This is a genomic window from Siccirubricoccus soli (genome assembly GCF_024178315.1).
GTDB classification, from domain to species: Bacteria; Pseudomonadota; Alphaproteobacteria; order Acetobacterales; family Acetobacteraceae; genus Siccirubricoccus; species Siccirubricoccus soli.
Map to the genome: position 1 here is coordinate 35,683 of NZ_JAMZIK010000067.1, position 17,039 is coordinate 52,721.

General features: G+C 71.7%; 13 protein-coding genes, 1 tRNA gene and 2 pseudogenes. 9 read left to right on the forward strand and 7 right to left on the reverse strand.

Annotated elements, in window-relative coordinates; all coding sequences use genetic code 11:
• Positions 1-7: 7 nt before the first annotated feature.
• The 6 genes and pseudogenes from clpX to NJ376_RS11215 form a co-directional block, all read right to left on the reverse strand.
• The gene (gene clpX, locus NJ376_RS11190; RefSeq protein WP_252953346.1) at positions 8-1,264 is read right to left on the reverse strand and encodes an ATP-dependent Clp protease ATP-binding subunit ClpX; all 1,257 of its coding nucleotides are present in this window, start codon (positions 1,262-1,264) and stop codon (positions 8-10) included.
• Positions 1,265-1,475: 211 nt separating this feature from the next.
• Positions 1,476-2,120 carry an ATP-dependent Clp endopeptidase proteolytic subunit ClpP gene (gene clpP, locus NJ376_RS11195; protein ID WP_252953347.1) on the reverse strand — a complete coding sequence of 215 codons (645 nt, stop codon included), beginning with the start codon at positions 2,118-2,120 and terminating at the stop codon, positions 1,476-1,478.
• A gap of 259 nt (positions 2,121-2,379) precedes the next feature.
• Positions 2,380-3,171: pseudogene (tig, locus tag NJ376_RS11200) on the reverse strand (trigger factor); the annotation flags it as partial.
• Between the two features lie 630 nt (positions 3,172-3,801).
• Positions 3,802-4,245, reverse strand: a pseudogene (locus NJ376_RS11205) (trigger factor); the annotation flags it as partial.
• Positions 4,246-4,263: 18 nt separating this feature from the next.
• Positions 4,264-4,348 (reverse strand) — tRNA-Leu (locus NJ376_RS11210).
• A 267-nt stretch (positions 4,349-4,615) separates the two neighbouring features.
• Positions 4,616-7,030, reverse strand: a complete 2,415-nt coding sequence (locus NJ376_RS11215; protein ID WP_456309243.1) for a 1-deoxy-D-xylulose-5-phosphate synthase N-terminal domain-containing protein — start codon at positions 7,028-7,030, stop codon at positions 4,616-4,618.
• 247 nt (positions 7,031-7,277) lie between these two features.
• On the opposite strand from NJ376_RS11215, the gene NJ376_RS11220 reads away from it, so the two are divergent.
• The 9 genes from NJ376_RS11220 to NJ376_RS11260 all read left to right on the forward strand — a co-directional run bounded on the left by NJ376_RS11220 (position 7,278) and on the right by NJ376_RS11260 (position 16,205).
• Complete coding sequence (locus tag NJ376_RS11220; RefSeq protein WP_252953348.1) at positions 7,278-8,780, forward strand: sensor histidine kinase; 1,503 nt, start codon at positions 7,278-7,280, stop codon at positions 8,778-8,780.
• Positions 8,777-9,211, forward strand: coding sequence for a response regulator (locus NJ376_RS11225; protein WP_252953349.1), 435 nt, complete (start codon positions 8,777-8,779; stop codon positions 9,209-9,211). Before NJ376_RS11220 ends, NJ376_RS11225 begins: the two co-directional genes overlap by 4 nt.
• Positions 9,208-10,245: a response regulator gene (locus NJ376_RS11230; RefSeq protein ID WP_252953350.1), complete on the forward strand. Its 1,038-nt coding sequence runs from the start codon at positions 9,208-9,210 to the stop codon at positions 10,243-10,245. Before NJ376_RS11225 ends, NJ376_RS11230 begins: the two co-directional genes overlap by 4 nt.
• Positions 10,246-10,471: 226 nt before the next feature.
• On the forward strand, positions 10,472-10,837 hold the full coding sequence (locus NJ376_RS11235; RefSeq protein ID WP_252953351.1) for a winged helix-turn-helix domain-containing protein: 366 nt from the start codon (positions 10,472-10,474) through the stop codon (positions 10,835-10,837).
• A gap of 651 nt (positions 10,838-11,488) precedes the next feature.
• On the forward strand, positions 11,489-12,295 hold the full coding sequence (gene modA / locus NJ376_RS11240; RefSeq protein ID WP_252953352.1) for a molybdate ABC transporter substrate-binding protein: 807 nt from the start codon (positions 11,489-11,491) through the stop codon (positions 12,293-12,295).
• A gap of 16 nt (positions 12,296-12,311) precedes the next feature.
• Positions 12,312-13,166: a ModD protein gene (gene modD, locus NJ376_RS11245; protein WP_252953353.1), complete on the forward strand. Its 855-nt coding sequence runs from the start codon at positions 12,312-12,314 to the stop codon at positions 13,164-13,166.
• A 402-nt stretch (positions 13,167-13,568) separates the two neighbouring features.
• Entirely contained in the window at positions 13,569-15,074 is a 1,506-nt protein-coding gene (locus NJ376_RS11250) for a L,D-transpeptidase family protein (RefSeq protein WP_252953354.1), read from the forward strand.
• Positions 15,071-15,652 (forward strand): DUF882 domain-containing protein, encoded by a 582-nt coding sequence (locus NJ376_RS11255; protein WP_252953355.1) that lies wholly within the window; start codon positions 15,071-15,073, stop codon positions 15,650-15,652. Before NJ376_RS11250 ends, NJ376_RS11255 begins: the two co-directional genes overlap by 4 nt.
• Positions 15,653-15,803: 151 nt before the next feature.
• Positions 15,804-16,205 (forward strand): hypothetical protein, encoded by a 402-nt coding sequence (locus tag NJ376_RS11260; RefSeq protein WP_252953356.1) that lies wholly within the window; start codon positions 15,804-15,806, stop codon positions 16,203-16,205.
• 115 nt (positions 16,206-16,320) lie between these two features.
• Here the strand turns inward: NJ376_RS11260 and NJ376_RS11265 are convergent, their stop codons facing one another.
• Complete coding sequence (locus NJ376_RS11265; RefSeq protein ID WP_252953357.1) at positions 16,321-17,028, reverse strand: SDR family oxidoreductase; 708 nt, start codon at positions 17,026-17,028, stop codon at positions 16,321-16,323.
• Positions 17,029-17,039 lie beyond the last annotated feature (11 nt).

Genomic DNA, 17,039 nt, shown 5'->3' on the forward strand with positions numbered 1-17,039 from the left:
GCCAGGATCAGGCGGAACTCTGCTCCGCCGCCCGCTCCCCGTAGATGTAGAGCGGCGTGGCACGGCCTTCCGCCACTTCCCGGTTCACCACCACCTCGTCGACATCGTCGAGCCCTGGCAGGTCGAACATGGTGGAGAGCAGGATGGCCTCCATGATGGAGCGCAGGCCGCGGGCGCCGGTCTTGCGCTGGATGGCGCGGTTGGCGACGGAGCGCAGCGCATCCTCGGTGAAGGTCAGCTTCGTCCCCTCCATCTCGAAGAGACGCTGGTACTGCTTCACCAGCGCGTTCTTCGGCTTGGTGAGGATCTCCACCAGCGCCTTCTCGTCCAGGTCCTCGAGCGTCGCCACCACCGGCAGGCGGCCGATGAATTCGGGGATGAGCCCGAACTTCAGCAAATCCTCCGGCTCCACCTCGCGCAGGATGGCGCCGGCGCGGCGCTCATCCGGGTCGCGCACCTCGGCGCCGAAGCCGATGCCGCTGCCCTTGCCGCGGGCACCGATGATCTTCTCCAGCCCCGCGAAGGCGCCGCCGCAGATGAAGAGGATGTTGGAGGTATCGACCTGCAGGAATTCCTGCTGCGGATGCTTCCGCCCGCCCTGCGGCGGCACAGAGGCGACGGTGCCCTCCATGATCTTCAGCAGCGCCTGCTGCACGCCCTCGCCGGAGACATCCCGCGTGATGCTCGGGTTGTCCGACTTGCGGCTGATCTTGTCGACCTCGTCGATATAGACGATGCCGCGCTGGGCGCGCTCCACATTGTAGTCCGCGGCCTGCAGCAGCTTGAGGATGATGTTCTCGACATCCTCGCCGACATAGCCGGCCTCGGTCAGCGTGGTCGCATCCGCCATGGTGAAGGGCACGTCGAGGATACGCGCCAGCGTCTGCGCCAGCAGCGTCTTGCCGCTGCCGGTCGGGCCGAGCAGCAGGATGTTCGACTTGGCGATCTCGACGTCGTTGTTCTTCGCCCCGTGCGCCAGCCGCTTGTAGTGGTTGTGCACTGCGACGGAGAGCACCTTCTTCGCATGGTCCTGGCCGATGACGTAGTCGTCGAGGACCTTGCAGATCTCCTTCGGCGTCGGCACCCCGTCGCGCGACTTCACGAGGTGCGTCTTATGCTCCTCGCGGATGATGTCCATGCACAGCTCGACGCATTCGTCGCAGATGAACACGGTGGGTCCGGCGATGAGCTTGCGGACCTCGTGCTGCGACTTGCCGCAGAACGAGCAGTAGAGGGTGTTCTTGGAATCGCCGGACTTGCTCATGGGCACTCCGCCTGTATGGGGTGGCCGGGGGCGCCGGCAGGCGCGCCCGAGGCCCCCTCCCCCCGAAGCCAGGGGGGGCTGGTTCCATCGACTGTAGCCCCCTTGCCATCAAGGGGGAAGCATTCCGCACCGGGCCGTCCCCTCCGCAACGACGCGGAAAGCGGCCAGTTCCGGCCATTGTTACGGCCGGAGCGGGGGAAGGGGTCGGGGGTCAGCTCTTGGCCTCGGTGCCGGGGGCCGTGGGGCGCTGGTCCACCACCTGGTCCACCAGGCCGAAATCCCGGGCCTCCTCGGCCGACATATAGGTATCGCGCTCGAGCTTCGCCTGGATCGCCTCGAGGGGCTGACCCGTGTGCTTCACATAGATCAGGTTCAGCTTCTCGCGCAGCTTCAGGATCTCGCGGGCCTGGATCTCGATATCCGTGGCCTGGCCCTGGGCGCCGCCGGAGGGCTGGTGCACCATGATCCGGCTGTTCGGCAGGGCGAAGCGCTTGCCCTTCTCCCCCGCCGTCAGCAGCAGGGAGCCCATGGAAGCCGCCTGGCCGATGCAGACCGTGCTGACCGGGGAACGGATATACTGCATCGTGTCGTACATCGCGAGGCCGGCGGAGACGACGCCGCCCGGGCTGTTGATGTAGAAGGCGATGTCCTTGTTCGGGTTCTCGCTCTCGAGGAACAGCAGCTGGGCGCAGATCAGCGCCGAGACCTGGTCGAAGACCGGGCCCGTCAGGAAGATGATCCGCTCCTTCAGCAGGCGGGAATAGATGTCGAAGGCCCGTTCGCCGCGGGCCGTCTGCTCGACGACCATGGGCACCAGGGTATTGTTGTAGACTTCGACCGGATCGCGGTCCCGCATGATCGTGCCTTTCACTCCACCGGACGGGGCCGCGCCGCGGCCTGCCGCCCTTTTGGGCCTTCCCGGTCGGGCTCCCCCCTTGGGCCTGCCAGGGGGCCGCCCCGGCCAACCCCGACCATGCCCGAAACCTATCCCGGGAATCTTAATGTGGGCGAGCCCTGCCAGGGGCGGAAGCCCCCCCGTTCGGCGGGGCCCGGTCCCGCAAGGACCGCCCCGAGGAGGGAGAGACGGGCTGCCCCCTCCCTCCCCCGTCACCGGCTCAGGCCGCCGCGGTCAGCTCCGCCGGGGGCACCACCCGCTCGGTCACCTGGGCCAGCTCCAGCATGAAATCCACCACCTTCTCCTCGAAGATGGGGGCGCGGAGATTCTCCGCCGCCTGTGGGTTCTTGCGGAAGAACTCCATCACCTGCTGCTCCTGGCCCGGGTAGCGCGCGGCCTCCTGCCGCATGGCGCGGGAGAGCTCCTCATTGGTGACGGTGATGTTGTTGGTCCGGCCGATCTCGGAGAGCAGCAGGCCGAGGCGGATGCGGCGCTCCGCGATGCCGCGATACTCCGCCTTCAGCGCCGCCTCGTCCTTGCCCCTGTCCTCCTCGTCCAGCCGCCCGGCCTTCAGGTCGGCCTCGATCCGCTGCCAGATCTGGCTGAATTCCTGCTCCACCATGCCCTCCGGCACCGGGAAGCTGGCCTGGTCGGCCAGGCCGTCCAGCAGCGCCCGCTTCACCTTCATGCGGGAGAGGCCGTCGAACTCGCCCTGGAGCTGGGTGCGGATGACCTCCTTCAGCTTGTCCAGGCTCTCGAAGCCGAGGGTCGCGGCGAAGGCGTCGTCGATCGCCGGCAGCACCGCCTTCTTCAGCCCCTTGGCCGTCACCTCGAAGGTGGCGGCCTTGCCGGCGAGGTTGCGGGAGCCGTAATCGGCCGGGAAGGTCACGGCGATGGTCCGGGTCTCGCCCGGCGCCAGCCCCTCGAGCTGCTCGCTGAAGCCCGGAATGAAGCCGGGGCCGGCAACCTCGACCGGGGCGTCGGTCGCGGTGCCGCCGGGGAAGGCCTCGCCGGGACCGGTCGCGGTCCCGGGCTCGACCAGCTTCGCCTCGCTGATGCGCAGCGTCACGTCGAAGGGGCCGGTGCTGGCGAAGACCAGGCCGGCGCTGACAGCAGCCGTCTCTGCGTCCTGCAGCGTGGCCTCGACCCTGACGGGAACGGCCGAGCCGCCGGCCAGGGCCGGCGCTACTTCCTCGCCCCTCACGATGTCCAGCGAACCGCCATCCGCCTTCCCGCCGCGGACGCGCAGCGCCAGGCTCTTCAGCCCCTCGGCGCTGCCCCCCACCATGGTGATGAGTGCCGAGGCAGCCCAGCTGCTGCCGGGCCGTGCCGGAATTTCCTTCAGCGAGTCGAAATTCAGCACTTGGTTGCTCAGGGCCTCCTCGCCATGCACGCGGATATCAACGCTGCCCTCGCCGCGGCCCACCACTTCGGCCGCCGCCTTCATCTGCGCCAGCCAATGCTCCGGCAGCGCGCCCTCCGTCGCGCCCGGCGCCGCGGCGCCGCCCGGGTTGCGCAGGCGATTCTCCGGCTCAGGCGCCAGCCGCCCGACGAAGTCGCAGACCAGGATGTCGCCCTTCACCGCCGGGCGGCTCTCGGCCACTTCCTCCAGGCTGCGGTTGCGGCTGGCGATCTGCTCCAGCGTCTTCTGCACCTGCTCCTCATCCGGCTCGGCCTTCAGCCGCTCCAGGCTGATGGCAGCGAAGTCCGGCATCGGGATCTCGGGCAGGATCTCGAGATCGACCTTGAATTCGAGGTCGGCATCGGGGGCGAAATTCACCAGCTCGACCTTCGGCTGCAGCGCCGGGCGCAGGCCGCGATCGGTGACGATCTGGTCGGTGGCCTGGCTCACCGACTGCTCCAGCACCTCGCTCAGCACCGCCTGGCCGTAGCGCTGCTGGACCACCTTCACCGGTACCTTGCCGGGGCGGAAGCCGGGCAGGCGCAGGTCACGGCCGAGCTCGGCCAGGCGCTTGTCGCGCTGGGCCGCGATATCGCCCGCGGGCACAACCACCTTGAAGCCCCGCTTGAGCCCCTCGTTCGCGACCTCGGTCACCTGCATCTTCGTTCCACCCAATCCAGACATCTAGGAGGCTGGCCATGCTGGTGCGGGCGGAGGGATTTGAACCCCCACGGCTTGCGCCACTGGAACCTAAATCCAGCGTGTCTGCCAGTTCCACCACGCCCGCGCCGCCAGCCCGCGGCATGCAAGAGGGCGCGTGTAGCGCAGCCGCGCCCGGTTTGAAAGGCGCCCGGCCCCGTATCAGCCGCTGTCGCCGGCCCCAGGGGGCCTCAGCGCGCGCATCCGGCCCGGCGCCGTTTCCCGCCGGCCGTGCGCCGGCAGGGTCCGCGCCGCAGGCGGCGGCGGGTGCCGCCCGGCCCGGCAGCCCCTTGGCCCGCCCCAGGCGCCAGCCGGCCGCGGCGGATCGCCGCCCGTCGCCCCTGAAGCCCTGGCCTCAGCCCAGCAGGGCCTGGGCGCAGGCGTCCAGGATGGCGTCGCTGTCCAGCCCGTATTCCCGATACAGGTCGGGAATGTCGCCCGCCTGACCGAAATGATCGACGCCGAGCGGCACCACCCGCTGACCGCGCACCGCCCCCAGCCAGGCATGCGCCGCCGGATGCCCGTCCAGCACCGTCACCAGCGCCGAGCCAGGCGCCATCGGCGCCAGCAGCGATTCGACATGGCTCGGCGCACCGAAGCGATGCCCATCCCCTTGGCGCGCCTTGCGCCGCGCCGCCAGCCATTCCGCATGCAGCCGGTCCGGCGAGGTAATGGCCAGCAGCCCCGCCCCCGGCTCCTCGCCGCGCAGCTCCTCGAAGGCGGCCATGGCCTCCGGCGCCACCGGCCCCTGGTAGGCGATGGCGATCCGCGCCCCCGGCGCCGGCGGCACCAGCCAATGCGCCCCCGCGATCACCCCCCGCGGGTCCAGCTCCCGCGCCGGCTGCTCCAGCCCGCGGGTGGAGAGCCGCAGCCAGACCGCGCTGCCCTCCGGCTTCTGCATATGCTCGAAGCCCCAGCGCATCAGGATGGCGAGCTCGTCGGCGAAGGCCGGCTCGAAACTCGCCAGCCGGTCCTGGGCGATGCCGATCAGCGGCGTGTTCACGCTCTGATGCTGGCCGCCTTCCGGCGCCAGGGTCAGGCCGCTCGGCGTGCTGACCAGCATGAAGCGCGCATCCTGGTAGCAGGCATAGATCAGCGCATCGAGGCCGCGATTGACGAAGGGATCGTAGACCGTTCCCACCGGCAGCAGCCGCGCGCCGTAGAGGTCGTGCGCCAGGCCCAGCGCCGAGAGCAGCAGGAACAGGTTCTGCTCGGCGATGCCGAGCTCGATATGCTGCCCCTCCGGCGACATGCCCCAGCGCTGCGCGCTGGCCAGCTTGGCGTCGCGGAAGACGTCGTTCTTCAGGTGCCGGTCGAAGACGCCGCGGCGATTCACCCAGGGGCCGAGATTGGTGGAAACGGTGACGTCCGGGCTGGTGGTGACGATGCGCTGCGCGATCGCCGCCGCCTCCCCCTGCCCGCGCCCCAGCTCCGCCAGCACCTCGCCGAAGGCCGCCTGGGTGGAGAGCTTGCGGCCGGCCGGCACGCGCGGCCGCGGGAAGCTGGCCTGGCCCGGCACCGGCACCGCCGGCGCCGCCAGCCGCCTGCCTTCCGGCGCCAGCTTGCGGGCGAAGGGCACGCTGTCGAGGAAGGATTGCAGCCGCGCCTCGGGGAGGCAGAGCCCCTCGAACCGGTCCCATTCATGGCCGTCGCGGATGTTCATCTCCGCCTTGAAGCCGGCCATCTGCTCCTTGCTCATCAGCCCGGCATGGTTGTCCTTGTGCCCGGCGAAGGGCAGGCCCATGCCCTTGATGGTGTAGGCGATGAAGCAGGTGGGCTGGTCGCCGGCGACGTCCTGGGCGCGGAAGGCTTCCAGCAGCGTCGCCACGTCATGGCCGCCGAGATTGGTCATCAGCGCGCCCAGCTCGGCATCCGAGAGCGGATCGATGATCGCCCGGATCCCCTCCTCGCGCCCCAGATCGGTCAGCAGCGCCGCGCGCCAGGCGGCACCGCCCTGGAAGGTGAGCGCGGAGTAGAGGCTGTTCGGGCAGTCGTCGATCCAGCGGCGGAGCGACTCGCCCCCCTCCCGCGCAAAGGCGGCCTGGAGCTTCCGGCCGTATTTCAGGGTGACGACATTCCACCCCATGTCGCGGAACAGGCCCTCAATCCGGCCGAAGAGCCGGTCCTGCACCACGCTGTCGAGACTCTGGCGGTTGTAGTCCACCACCCACCAGACATTGCGGATGTCGTGCTTCCAGCCCTCCAGCAGGGCCTCGTAGATATTGCCCTCGTCCAGCTCGGCATCGCCGACGATGGCGATGTGGCGGCCTGCCGGAATCTCCTGCCGGCCCAGCTTGTGCAGCTTCACATAGTCCTGCACCAGGCTGCCGAAGCTGGTCAGCGCCACGCCGAGACCGACCGAGCCGGTGGAGAAATCCACCTCCGCCCCGTCCTTCACCCGGCTCGGATAGGGCTGGATGCCGCCGAATTGCCGGAGCGTCTCCAGCTTCGCCCGGTCCTGCCGGCCGAACAGGTAATTGGCGGCGTGGAACACCGGCCCGGCATGCGGCTTCACCGCCAGCCGGTCCTCGGGCTTGAGCATCTCGAAGTAGAGCGCCGCCATGATGGAGATGACGGAGGCGCAGGAGGCCTGGTGCCCGCCCACCTTCAGCCCGTCCCGATTGGGCCGGACATGGTTCGCATGGTGGATCATCCAGGCGGAGAGCCAGAGCAGCTTGCGCTCCAGCGCATGCAGCAGGGCAAGCCGTTCCGGATCGGCATCCTGGCCGGATGCCGGCAGCTCCGCCGTGCCGTTCGTTAGGACGTTCACCTGGGGGCCCTCCCGCCTTGCCGCTCCCGGCATCTGGCCCCGATGGGGCGGGTTCGGCAAGGGCACGCCGCGCCGCCGTCTCCCCGGCTTCCATTGCAGGCACCGCGCGCGCAGGCGCCATGCCCGGCGCGCGCCCGCCCGCCCTCCCGCCGATACCATCGGGGTTCCCGCTGCCGCCATCACGCGGCTCTGGCTTGCCCTCCGCGGCGGGAGCCGTTAGCGGGGGACGGCACTGCACGAGGATGGCTTGCCTCTTACCAGAACCCTGTTCGGCCGCCTGACCCTGGTGCTGATGGCGGCGGGCTTCGCGGCCCTGATCGCCATCGGCGCCAGCCTGATCTGGCTGGTGGAGAGCACCCGCGGCTTCGCCGATGCGGTGAACGCCACCCAGAATGTCCGGCTGGCCTCCCTCCGTGTCCTGTCACTGCTGCAGGACGCCGAGACCGGCCAGCGCGGCTATCTGCTGACCGGAGAGCGCAGCTACCTGGAGCCCTACAACGCCGCCGTCGCCGCCCTGCCGGAGGCGCTGCCCGACCTCACCGCCCGGGTCATCGCCGATGGCGGCGTGCCTGGGCCGGTCCAGGCGCTGGAGCAGCAGGCGCGGGAGAAGCTGGCGGAACTGGCCCAGACCATCGCCCTGTTCGAGGCTGGCCAGCGGCAGGAGGCGCTCGCCGCCGTCCGCAGCGAACGCGGCCGGCAATCCATGGACGAGATCCGCGCCGAGATCGACGGCCTCGAGCGCCGCAGCGACGCCCGCCTCGCCGGCCGCAGCGCGGCGCTCGAGCGCAACGGCCGCATGCTGCTGCTCGGCGCCGCCCTCGTCCTCGGTCTGATGTTCCTCGTCGCGGTCGGTGCCGCGGTGGTCAGCCATCGCTATCTGCGGGAGCTGGAAGCGGCCCACCGTGCCACCCGGGAGGCCAATGAGGGGCTGGAGGCACGGGTCGCCGAGCGTACCGCTGCCCTCGCCGCCGCCAATGCCGAGATCCAGCGTTTCGCCTACATCGTCTCGCACGACCTCCGGGCGCCGCTGGTCAACGTCATGGGCTTCACCGCCGAGCTGGAAAGCGGCCTCGCGGAGCTGCGCAGCCTGCTGCAGCGCGCGAAGGCGGAGGCGCCCGCGCTGGTGACGGATGGCGCCCAGATGACGGTGGAGGAGGATCTGCCGGAGGCGATCGGCTTCATCCGCTCCTCCACCGAGCGCATGGACCGGCTGATCAACGCCATCCTCCGCCTCTCGCGGGAGGGTCGCCGGGCGCTGCGGCCGGAGCGGGTGGCGGTGGCGGCGATGGTCGAGACCATCATCGGCTCGTTGCAGCACCAGCTCGACGCCGCAGGCGCCACCGCCACGGCGGAGCCCGGCCTGCCGGAGCTGGTGACGGACAGGCTAGCCCTTGAACAGATCCTCGGGAATTTGATCGACAACGCGGTGAAGTACCTCGACCCCTCCCGGCCCGGCCGGATTACCGTCTCCGGCGTCCGCCGCGGCCGGCAGGTGACGCTGGAAGTCGCAGATAATGGCCGCGGTATCGATCCACGGGACCATGACCGGGTCTTCGAACTCTTCCGACGCTCCGGCCGGCAGGATCAGAAGGGAGAGGGAATCGGCCTGGCCCATGTCAGGGCCCTGGCACGGCGCATGGGCGGCGAGGTAACGCTGGAATCCACCCCGGGCGTGGGGTCCCGATTCCGCCTCACCCTGCCCGCCATCCTGAGCGCCCAACCGGCCATCCCCGAAGGAAGCCCGCCATGACCGCCGCGCCACAGGCCGTGACCATCGTCATGATCGAGGATGACGAGGGGCATGCCCGGCTGATCGAGAAGAACCTGCAGCGCGCCGGCGTGTACAACGAGGTGCAGCACTTCGGCGACGGCACCTCGGCGCTGGATTACCTGCTCGGCCCCGGGCGGCCGGCGCAGCGGCCGCTGCTGGTCCTGCTCGACCTCAACCTGCCGGACATGAGCGGCTTCGACATCCTGGCCAAGATCAAGGACGACCCGGTGCTGCGCCCGGCCCCGGTCATTATACTGACCACGACGGATGACGAGCGGGAGATCCGCCGCGGCTACGAGCTCGGCTGCAACGTCTACATCACCAAGCCGGTGAATTACGAGAATTTCGCCCTGGCGGTACGCCAGCTCGGCCTGTTCCTCGCCGTCATCCAGGTACCGCCGCCCCCATGACCGGCCACCGCATCCTCTATATCGACGACGAGCCGGGGCTGCGCCGGCTGGTACAGCGCGACCTGCAGCGCCACGGCTACACGGTGGAGACCGCGCCGGATGGCGAGGCCGGCCTCGCCCAGGCGCAGACCGGCGGCTTCGACTGCGTCTGCCTGGATCACTACATGCCGGGCCAGGACGGGCTGGAGACGCTCGCCGGGCTGCGCGCCCTGCCGGAGCCGCCGCCGGTCATCTTCGTCACCGGCGCCGATGACGGCCGCCTCGCCGTCGCCGCGCTGCGCGCCGGCGCCGCGGACTACGTCATCAAGGAGGCGGGGGAGGATTTCCTCGTCCTGCTCCGCTCGGCCATCGAGGCGGCGATCGAGCGCGCCGCGCTGCGGGCCGCGCATCAGCGCGCCGAGGCGGCGGTGCGCGAGGCGCGGGACCGGGCGGAGAGCCTGGCCCGCCAGCGCGCCGTGCTGCTGCGGGAGGTGAACCACCGCGTCGCCAACAGCCTCCAGCTCATCGGCTCCCTCGCCCGGCTGCAGGAGGGCGCGGTGGCGGATCCGGCGGCGCGCGGCGCGCTCGCCGCGATGCGCAACCGCATCGCCGCGGTCGCCCAGGTGCATCGCCGGCTCTACACCTCGGAGGATGTGCAGAGCGTCGCGCTGCACGACTACATGGCCGGGCTGATCGAGGAACTCGCCCGCGCGGCGGACAACCACGCCATCTCGCTGGAGGCGGAGCCGCTGGTGGTCTCGACCGACCGCGCCGTCTCGCTCGGCGTCATCCTGTCCGAGCTGGTGACGAATGCGATGAAATACGCCTATCCGGAGGCCGGCCAGGGGCCGATCCGGGTGCAGCTCCGCTGCACGCCGGAGGGCGGGGAGATGGCGGTGCAGGATGACGGGGTCGGCACGGAGGCCGGCGCCCCGGGCGGCACCGGGCTCGGCCGGCGGATCGTGGAGGCGCTGTCGGCCGGCATCGGCGGCACGGTGGAGCATGTGACCGGCCCCGGCGGCACGCGGGTGAGCGTGCGCTTCGCGCTGGACTGATACCCGGCTCGGAAACTCATGACTTTCCGAGCCGGATATCGCGCGCAGGGTTGTGTGGCGGCTGCGCGCCGGAACCAGGGACATGCCGGCCGCGCCCGTGGACCGATATCGGTCAGCATTCCCGGCGCGCGATGCCGGGGCACCGCACGCCCGGGGGGAGGGGCGGCGACGGAGCCGACTCGCCGCACCGGCTGACAGCCCGGGCCCGTCAGGCTTCAATGCCGGCATGAGTGCCCCGCCCCAGCCAGCCGCCAGGGTCAGCCTGCGGCTCGATCTCGCCACCGGCGGCCGGATCGGGCCCGGGAAGATCGCCCTGCTCGAAGCCATTGCCCGGACCGGCTCCATCGCCGCCGCGGCGCGGGAACTGGGCATGTCCTATCCCCGCGCGCTGCGGCTGGTGGAGGCGCTGGACGAGGCGCTGGCCACGGCCGCGGTCACCCGTGCGCCAGGCGGGCAGCGGGGCGGCGGCGCGGTGCTGACGGCGGCGGGGCTGGCGCTGATCGCCCGCTACCGGGAGGTGGAGGCGGCAGCCCAGGCGGCGGCCGGGCCGCTGCCGGCCGGCGCGGCGGGCAAGGGCGGCACGGCCGGCTAGAGCAGATCGCCGTAGGGCGGCATCGCCCGAAGGCGTGAATCTGCTCTGCAAACAGAGGCTTGAAGCGTTTTCGGTGAACGCATGTAAACCGAAAACGCTCTAGCGGCCAGCCGCAAAGCCCGGCGGCAGCGACCGACATGCCGGCACGCCACACGGCGCCCCGCCGGTTGATGCCTGCTCAGGCCGGAACCGGTCCGACCCGGACGGACGGGTCGTCCGGCCCGCTGCCCCGCAATCGGCCGAGTCATCATCCGGCCGCGTTCCCGCCTGCCCGATGCTGCGCGCGCCCTGCCATGGCCGGGCGCCCTGCCGCCTCCCTGGGCTGGCCGGGGCGTGCCCGAGAGGGCTCGCCCAGCGCCGGCCAGGACGCGCGCGACAAGGGCACGCCCCGGACCTTCCCCGGTCCCGGCCTTGAGCAATATCCGCTCAGGTGGAATCACCCGATCGGATTTCCCGCTCCGGAAAACGCCAGATCCAGGGCAGCTTATCTCCGACTTGATGGATCACGCCGCGATCCATCAAGTCGGATATTGCTTTGGCCGGCAGGCGCCTGGCGGGCCGCGCCCATCGCCTTGCCTGGCCCGGGGCAACCATGGCCCTTGGCCGCGTTATCACCATCCGGCAATATCGCCTTCGCAAGAAGGAACCGCCATGCGACGCCGCCATCTCGCCACCCTCGCCCTGGGGCTGGTCCCGGGCCTTCCCCTCGCCCCTGCCGCAACCCATGCCCAGGGCATCGCCGACCGGCCCCTCACCCTCTTCGCCGCGGCCTCCCTGCAGGATGCGCTGCGGGCGCTGGAGCCGGCCTGGCGCGCCGCCGCCCCGGGCAACCGGCCGCTGCGCTTCTCCTTCGCCGCCTCCTCCAGCCTCGCCCGGCAGATCGAGCAGGGGGCACCGGCCGACCTCTTCCTCTCCGCCGACGAGCCCTGGATGGACTACCTCGCGGAGCGGAAGCTCATCCTGCCGGAAACCCGGGTCAGCCCGCTCGGCAACGCCCTGGCGCTGATCGCCCCGGCGGACAGCCCGGCCGCGCCCCTCGCCCTCGGCCGCGGTACCGATCTTGCGGCACTGCTTGGCGCCCAGGGCCGGCTGGCGGTGGGCGACCCGGCGCATGTGCCGGTCGGCCTCTATGCCCGCGCGGCGCTCACCTGGATGGGCCAGTGGGAGGCGCTGCAGCCCCGCCTCGCCCGGGCCGAATCGGTACGCGCCGGCCTGCTGCTGGTGGAGCGCGGCGAGGCGCCGCTCGGCATCGTCTATGCGACGGATGCCGCCGCCTCGCAGAAGGTGAAGCGCCTTGGCATCTTCCCGGCGGAAAGCCATCCGCCGGTCAGCTACCCCTTCGCCGTCACCACCCGCGCGGCGCAGGACCCCGCGGCGCGGGCGCTGCTCGCCTGGCTGGCCGGCCCGCCCGCCGCCGCCGCCTGGCAGCGTTTCGGCTTCACCGTCCGCGCCCCCTGAGCGTTATGGGCCTGCCATGAGCTATCCCCTGCCCGATGCCCGGCTTGCCGCCATGCTGGCGGAGGACGCGCCGCATGGTGACCTGACAACCGCCGGCCTCGGCATCGGCGAGCGTCCCGGCCGGCTGGTGCTGCGCGCCCGCGACACCATGACGCTTGCCTGCATCGAGGAGGCGGAGCGGCTGTTCCAGCTCGCCGCCTGCGCCGAGACGCGGCGCTACGCGGCGAGCGGCGCGCAGGTTGAGGCGGGGGGCGAGCTGCTGCGCGCCGCCGGCCCGGCCGCCGCGCTGCACCGCGCGGCGAAGGTCGCGCAGGTGCTGGTGGAGATCGCCTCCGGCATCGCCAGCCGCGCGCATGCCATGGTGCAGGCGGCGCGCAGCGCCCGGCCGGGCATCGCCGTGGCCTGCACCCGCAAGCATCTGCCGGGGGCGAAGGATGTGATGCTGCGCGCCATCGCCGCCGGCGGCTGCATCCCGCACCGGCTCGGGCTCTCGGACAGCGTGCTGGTCTTTCCGGAGCACCGCGCCTTCCTCGGCCGCACCCCGCCGCATCTCTGGGTGGCGTCGCTGCGGGCAGCGCAGCCGGAGCGCAAGATCGCAGTGGAAGCGGACAGCATCGACCTGGCGCTGCAATTTGCCCATGCCGGGGTGGATACGCTGCAACTGGACAAGTTGCCTCCCGAGGATGTGGGGGCGGTGGCACGCGCCCTTTCCGGCATGGCGCGCCGGCCGCTGCTGGTGGCGACCGGCGGGGTGAATGCGGCGAATGCCGCCGCCTATGCCGCCGCCGGGGCGGATCTGCTGGTCACCTCCGCCCCCTATGCCGCGCCACCCGCCGATGTGGCGGTGACGATGAGCGCCGTGGATCGCTAGAGCAGATCGCCATAGGCGGCATCGCCCGGAGGCATGAATTTTCTTTGCAAACAAAGGTGTAGAGCGCCTTCGGTGAACGCATGTGAACCGAAAATGCTCTAGGCACGGGCCCCGGGCGGTATCTGCTCCGCACCCACCGGTCGGGCTCGCGCCGGCAAGGGGATCGCGGCCCGCCGGCCGACCCTGTCCCGCAGGGCGGAACTGCGGCCGCGCCAAGGCCAGCCGAACGGGACTGCGGTCGCCCGCCATCCCGGCCACCGACAGCATAGGGCAGCGACCGCCAGCCAACCCGCCGCCCGGCAGGGCCGGGGCTGCGGCGCGCCGGCCACGCCACCGCCCGGACGGGCCCCGGCCGGATGGCAAATGCTTGGCGCCCTGGCGGGGCTTCGGTATCAAGGCCGCGTGCGCACGCTCCCTGCCTTCGGCCTCGCCCTGGCCCTTTTCGGCGCCGCCGCCCCGGCCCTCGCCGAACCCCCGGCCGCCCCGGCCACGCTGCTCGCGGCGCCGGCGGAGGCACGGCATCGCCTGGCCGAACGGCTGCGCCGGCTGGAGGAGGACGGGCTGGAGCCCCGCTTCTACGCCATTCCGGAGGAGTCCCAGGCTCTCGCCGACCCCGCCGGCTACCAGTCCGCCCTGGCCCGCGCCACCATCCTGGCGCTGACCGACCTGCTGCATGGCCGCGTCGCCAGCCTCGCCAACCGCCCGGATCTGCGGCGCGACACCGCCGCCCTCCCCCTCGGCCCCTGGCTGGCGGAGCTGGCGGCAAGCCCGGAGCCCGCCACCCTCATCGATCGTGCCGCCCTGCTGCCGCCCGAGGCCGCGGCGCTGAAGCGGGCCCTCGCCGCCGCCCGGGCACGCGTCGCCGCCGGCGGCTGGCCCGCCGTGCCCGCGCCGGCGGGCAACGAGACGCTGGAGCCCGGCGCCATCGACCCCGTCCGGGTCCCGGCGCTCCGCGCCCGCCTGTCCGCCGGCGACCCGCAGGTGGCGCTGAATGGCAGCGACACCTACGACCCGGAGCTGGTCGCCGCGGTGCAGCGCTTCCAGGCGGCGGAGGGGCTGGAGCCGGATGGGCGCATCGGCCGCCTCACCTTCCTCGCCCTGAACCGCCCGGCCGAGGCCAAGGTGAACCAGCTCCGCGTCGCGCTGGACATGCGCCGCGCCGCCGCCGCCGAGCCGCGCGAGCGGCGGATCGAGGTGAATGTCGCGCATCAGCGCCTGGCGGTGGTCGAGGCCGGCCGCACCCTGCTGGCGATGAACGTCATCGTCGGCAAGCCGGCCCGCGCCACGCCGATGATGCGGGTGAGGCTGACCAGCGTGCAGTTCAACCCGCCCTGGGGCGTGCCGGTGCGGAATGCGCGGGAGGATCTGCTGCCGCGCTTCCGCCGCGACCCGCGGGCGATGATGGAGAAGGGCTTCCGTGTCTTCGGCATGGTGGAGGGCGAGCGCGTCGAGATCGACCCGACCACGATCGACTGGCGCAGCGTGAGCCCGGAGCGCTTCCCCTACATCATCCGCCAGGATGCGGGGGATGCGAATGCCCTCGGCCGGATCAAATTCGTCATGCCGAATGGCGAGGACATCTACATGCACGACACGCCGGACCGGCACCTCTTCCGCCGTCCCGACCGTGCCTTCTCCTCCGGCTGCATCCGGCTGGAGCGGCCGCTGGAGCTGCTCGACATCGTCCTGGAGGGCGCGGCGGGCTGGGACCGGGCACGGGTGCAGCGGGTGCTGGACAGCCGGCAGACCACCGCCATCGCCGCGCCGCGCAGCCTGCCGGTGCGGCTGTTCTACAGCACCGCCGTCGTGGAGGGGGATGAGGTGAAGCTGCGGCCGGACATCTACGGGCTGGACGAAGCCTATCTGCGCGCCATGGATGCCACCCGCGCCCGGGTCGCCCAGCGATGATGGGGTGGCGCTGCCCCTGCTGCGCCGGCGAGGCGCCGGGCCTGCGCCGGCGCGGCCTGCTGACCGCGGCGCTCGGCCTTGCCACCGCGGCGGCGCTGCCGCCGGCCGCCATGGCACAGCTCATCACCGGCGGCGCGCCGCGGCGCCTGGCCATCCAGCGCATGGTGACGAATGAGAGCTTCGACGGCATCTACTGGCAGGATGGCCGCTACGACCGGGACGCGCTGAACCAGCTCAACTGGGTGCTGCGCGACCCCTCGCGCGACGAGGCGACGCCGATGGACCCGCGGCTCTTCGACGTGCTGTTCACCATGGCGCAGCGGCTGGACGCCACCGAGGGCTACCAGGTGATCAGCGGCTACCGCGCGCCGGAGACCAATGCGGCGAATGCGCAGCGGAGCCGGCGGGTCTCCCGCCAATCCCTGCACATGTCCGGCATGGCGGCGGATGTGCGGCTGCCGGGGCGGGACAGCTACGCCCTGGCGCGCCAGGCGGCGGAGCTGCAGATCGGCGGCGTCGGCCTCTACCGCCGGGACGGCTTCGTCCATCTGGATTGCGGCCCGGCCCGGCGCTGGTAGCCAGGGCCGCCGGCCCGGCCAACGGCCCGGCCTGGGCGGGCTTCGCCGCAGGCGGGAAGCATAGTTGCTCGATGCCGCCTTGTTGCATGGCACGGGACATGTTGCGCTCCGGTACACAGGCGTCGGTGGCCGCCGCGGAAGGAGCGCAGGAATGGGCAGCAGAGCGGTCCTGTTTTCCCTTCTCGTCCTTCTCCTCCTGCCGGTGCCGGACGCGCCGCCCATGGGCCGCGCCTTCGCGCAGGACCCGGGCGCCCCCTGCGGGCGCGACCAGAATGGCTATCCGCTGCAATGCTACAGGCCGGATCCCGGAGCGAATCTGGAAGGCGCCTGCATGACCACCGCCAGGCTGGAGAATTGCGCCCCGTATCATCGCAACGCATGCGAGATCCGCGGCTTCGCCGATGCCTGCCGCCTCTACAGCCTCGGGCGCAATTGCTATGGGGGTGACCCCAACGCCTGCAATTTCTATGTATCCCTGTTGCGGGCGAACACCACCTGCCAGCTCGACCGCAACCAGATGGCCTGTGCCTGGCTGCAGCAGCAGCGGTGGTGAAGGAGGGCGCCACCGGGCCCCGTTCCGCCAGGCGGCGACAGGCAGGGCCTGACGACGGGGCAGCCGGAAGCGGTGCGGTGGCGGCAGGGCCGTGTGGTGCCCCGGGGCCGGCGGCCTACTCCGCGTAGATCATCTTCCGCGTCATCCCGCCATCGAGGACGAATTCCTCGCCGGTGACGAAGCCCGACTCCGGCCCCAGCAGCCAGGCGGCCATTGCCGCCACATCCTCCACCCGGCCGACGCGGCCGCAGGGGTGCTGGGTATGGTCCTCCGGCCGCGGCGCGCTGCCGCTGGTGTGGATCCAGCCCGGGCTGATGCAGTTCACCCGCACATCCGGCCCGAGGCTGATCGCCAGCGCATGGCTGAGCGCGACCAGCCCGCCCTTGGAGGCGGCGTAGCTCTCGGTATCCGGCTCCGATTGCCGGACGCGGGTGGAGGCGATGGTGACCACCGCGCCATGCGCCGCCCGCAGCATCGCCTCCGCCGCCCGCGCCAGCAGGAAGGTGCTGGTCAGGTTGGTCGCCAGCACCCGGTTCCATTCACCGAGGGTGAGCGCGCCGAGCGGCTTGCGCACCATGACGCCGGCATTGCAGACGAGGCCGTCCAGCCGCCCCTCCGCCTCATGGATGCCATGGACGAGGTCGCTGACCGCGCCCTCATCGGCGATGTCCAGCATGGCCGCCCGCCCGCCCGGCGGCGCCTCGGCGGGGTCGAGATCGGCGACGACCACCCGCCACCCCCCGGCCGCCAGCCGGGCGGCGATGGCCGCACCGATGCCGCGCGCGCCCCCGGTGACCAGCGCCACACGCTGTTGCCCTGCCATCCTGGCCTCCT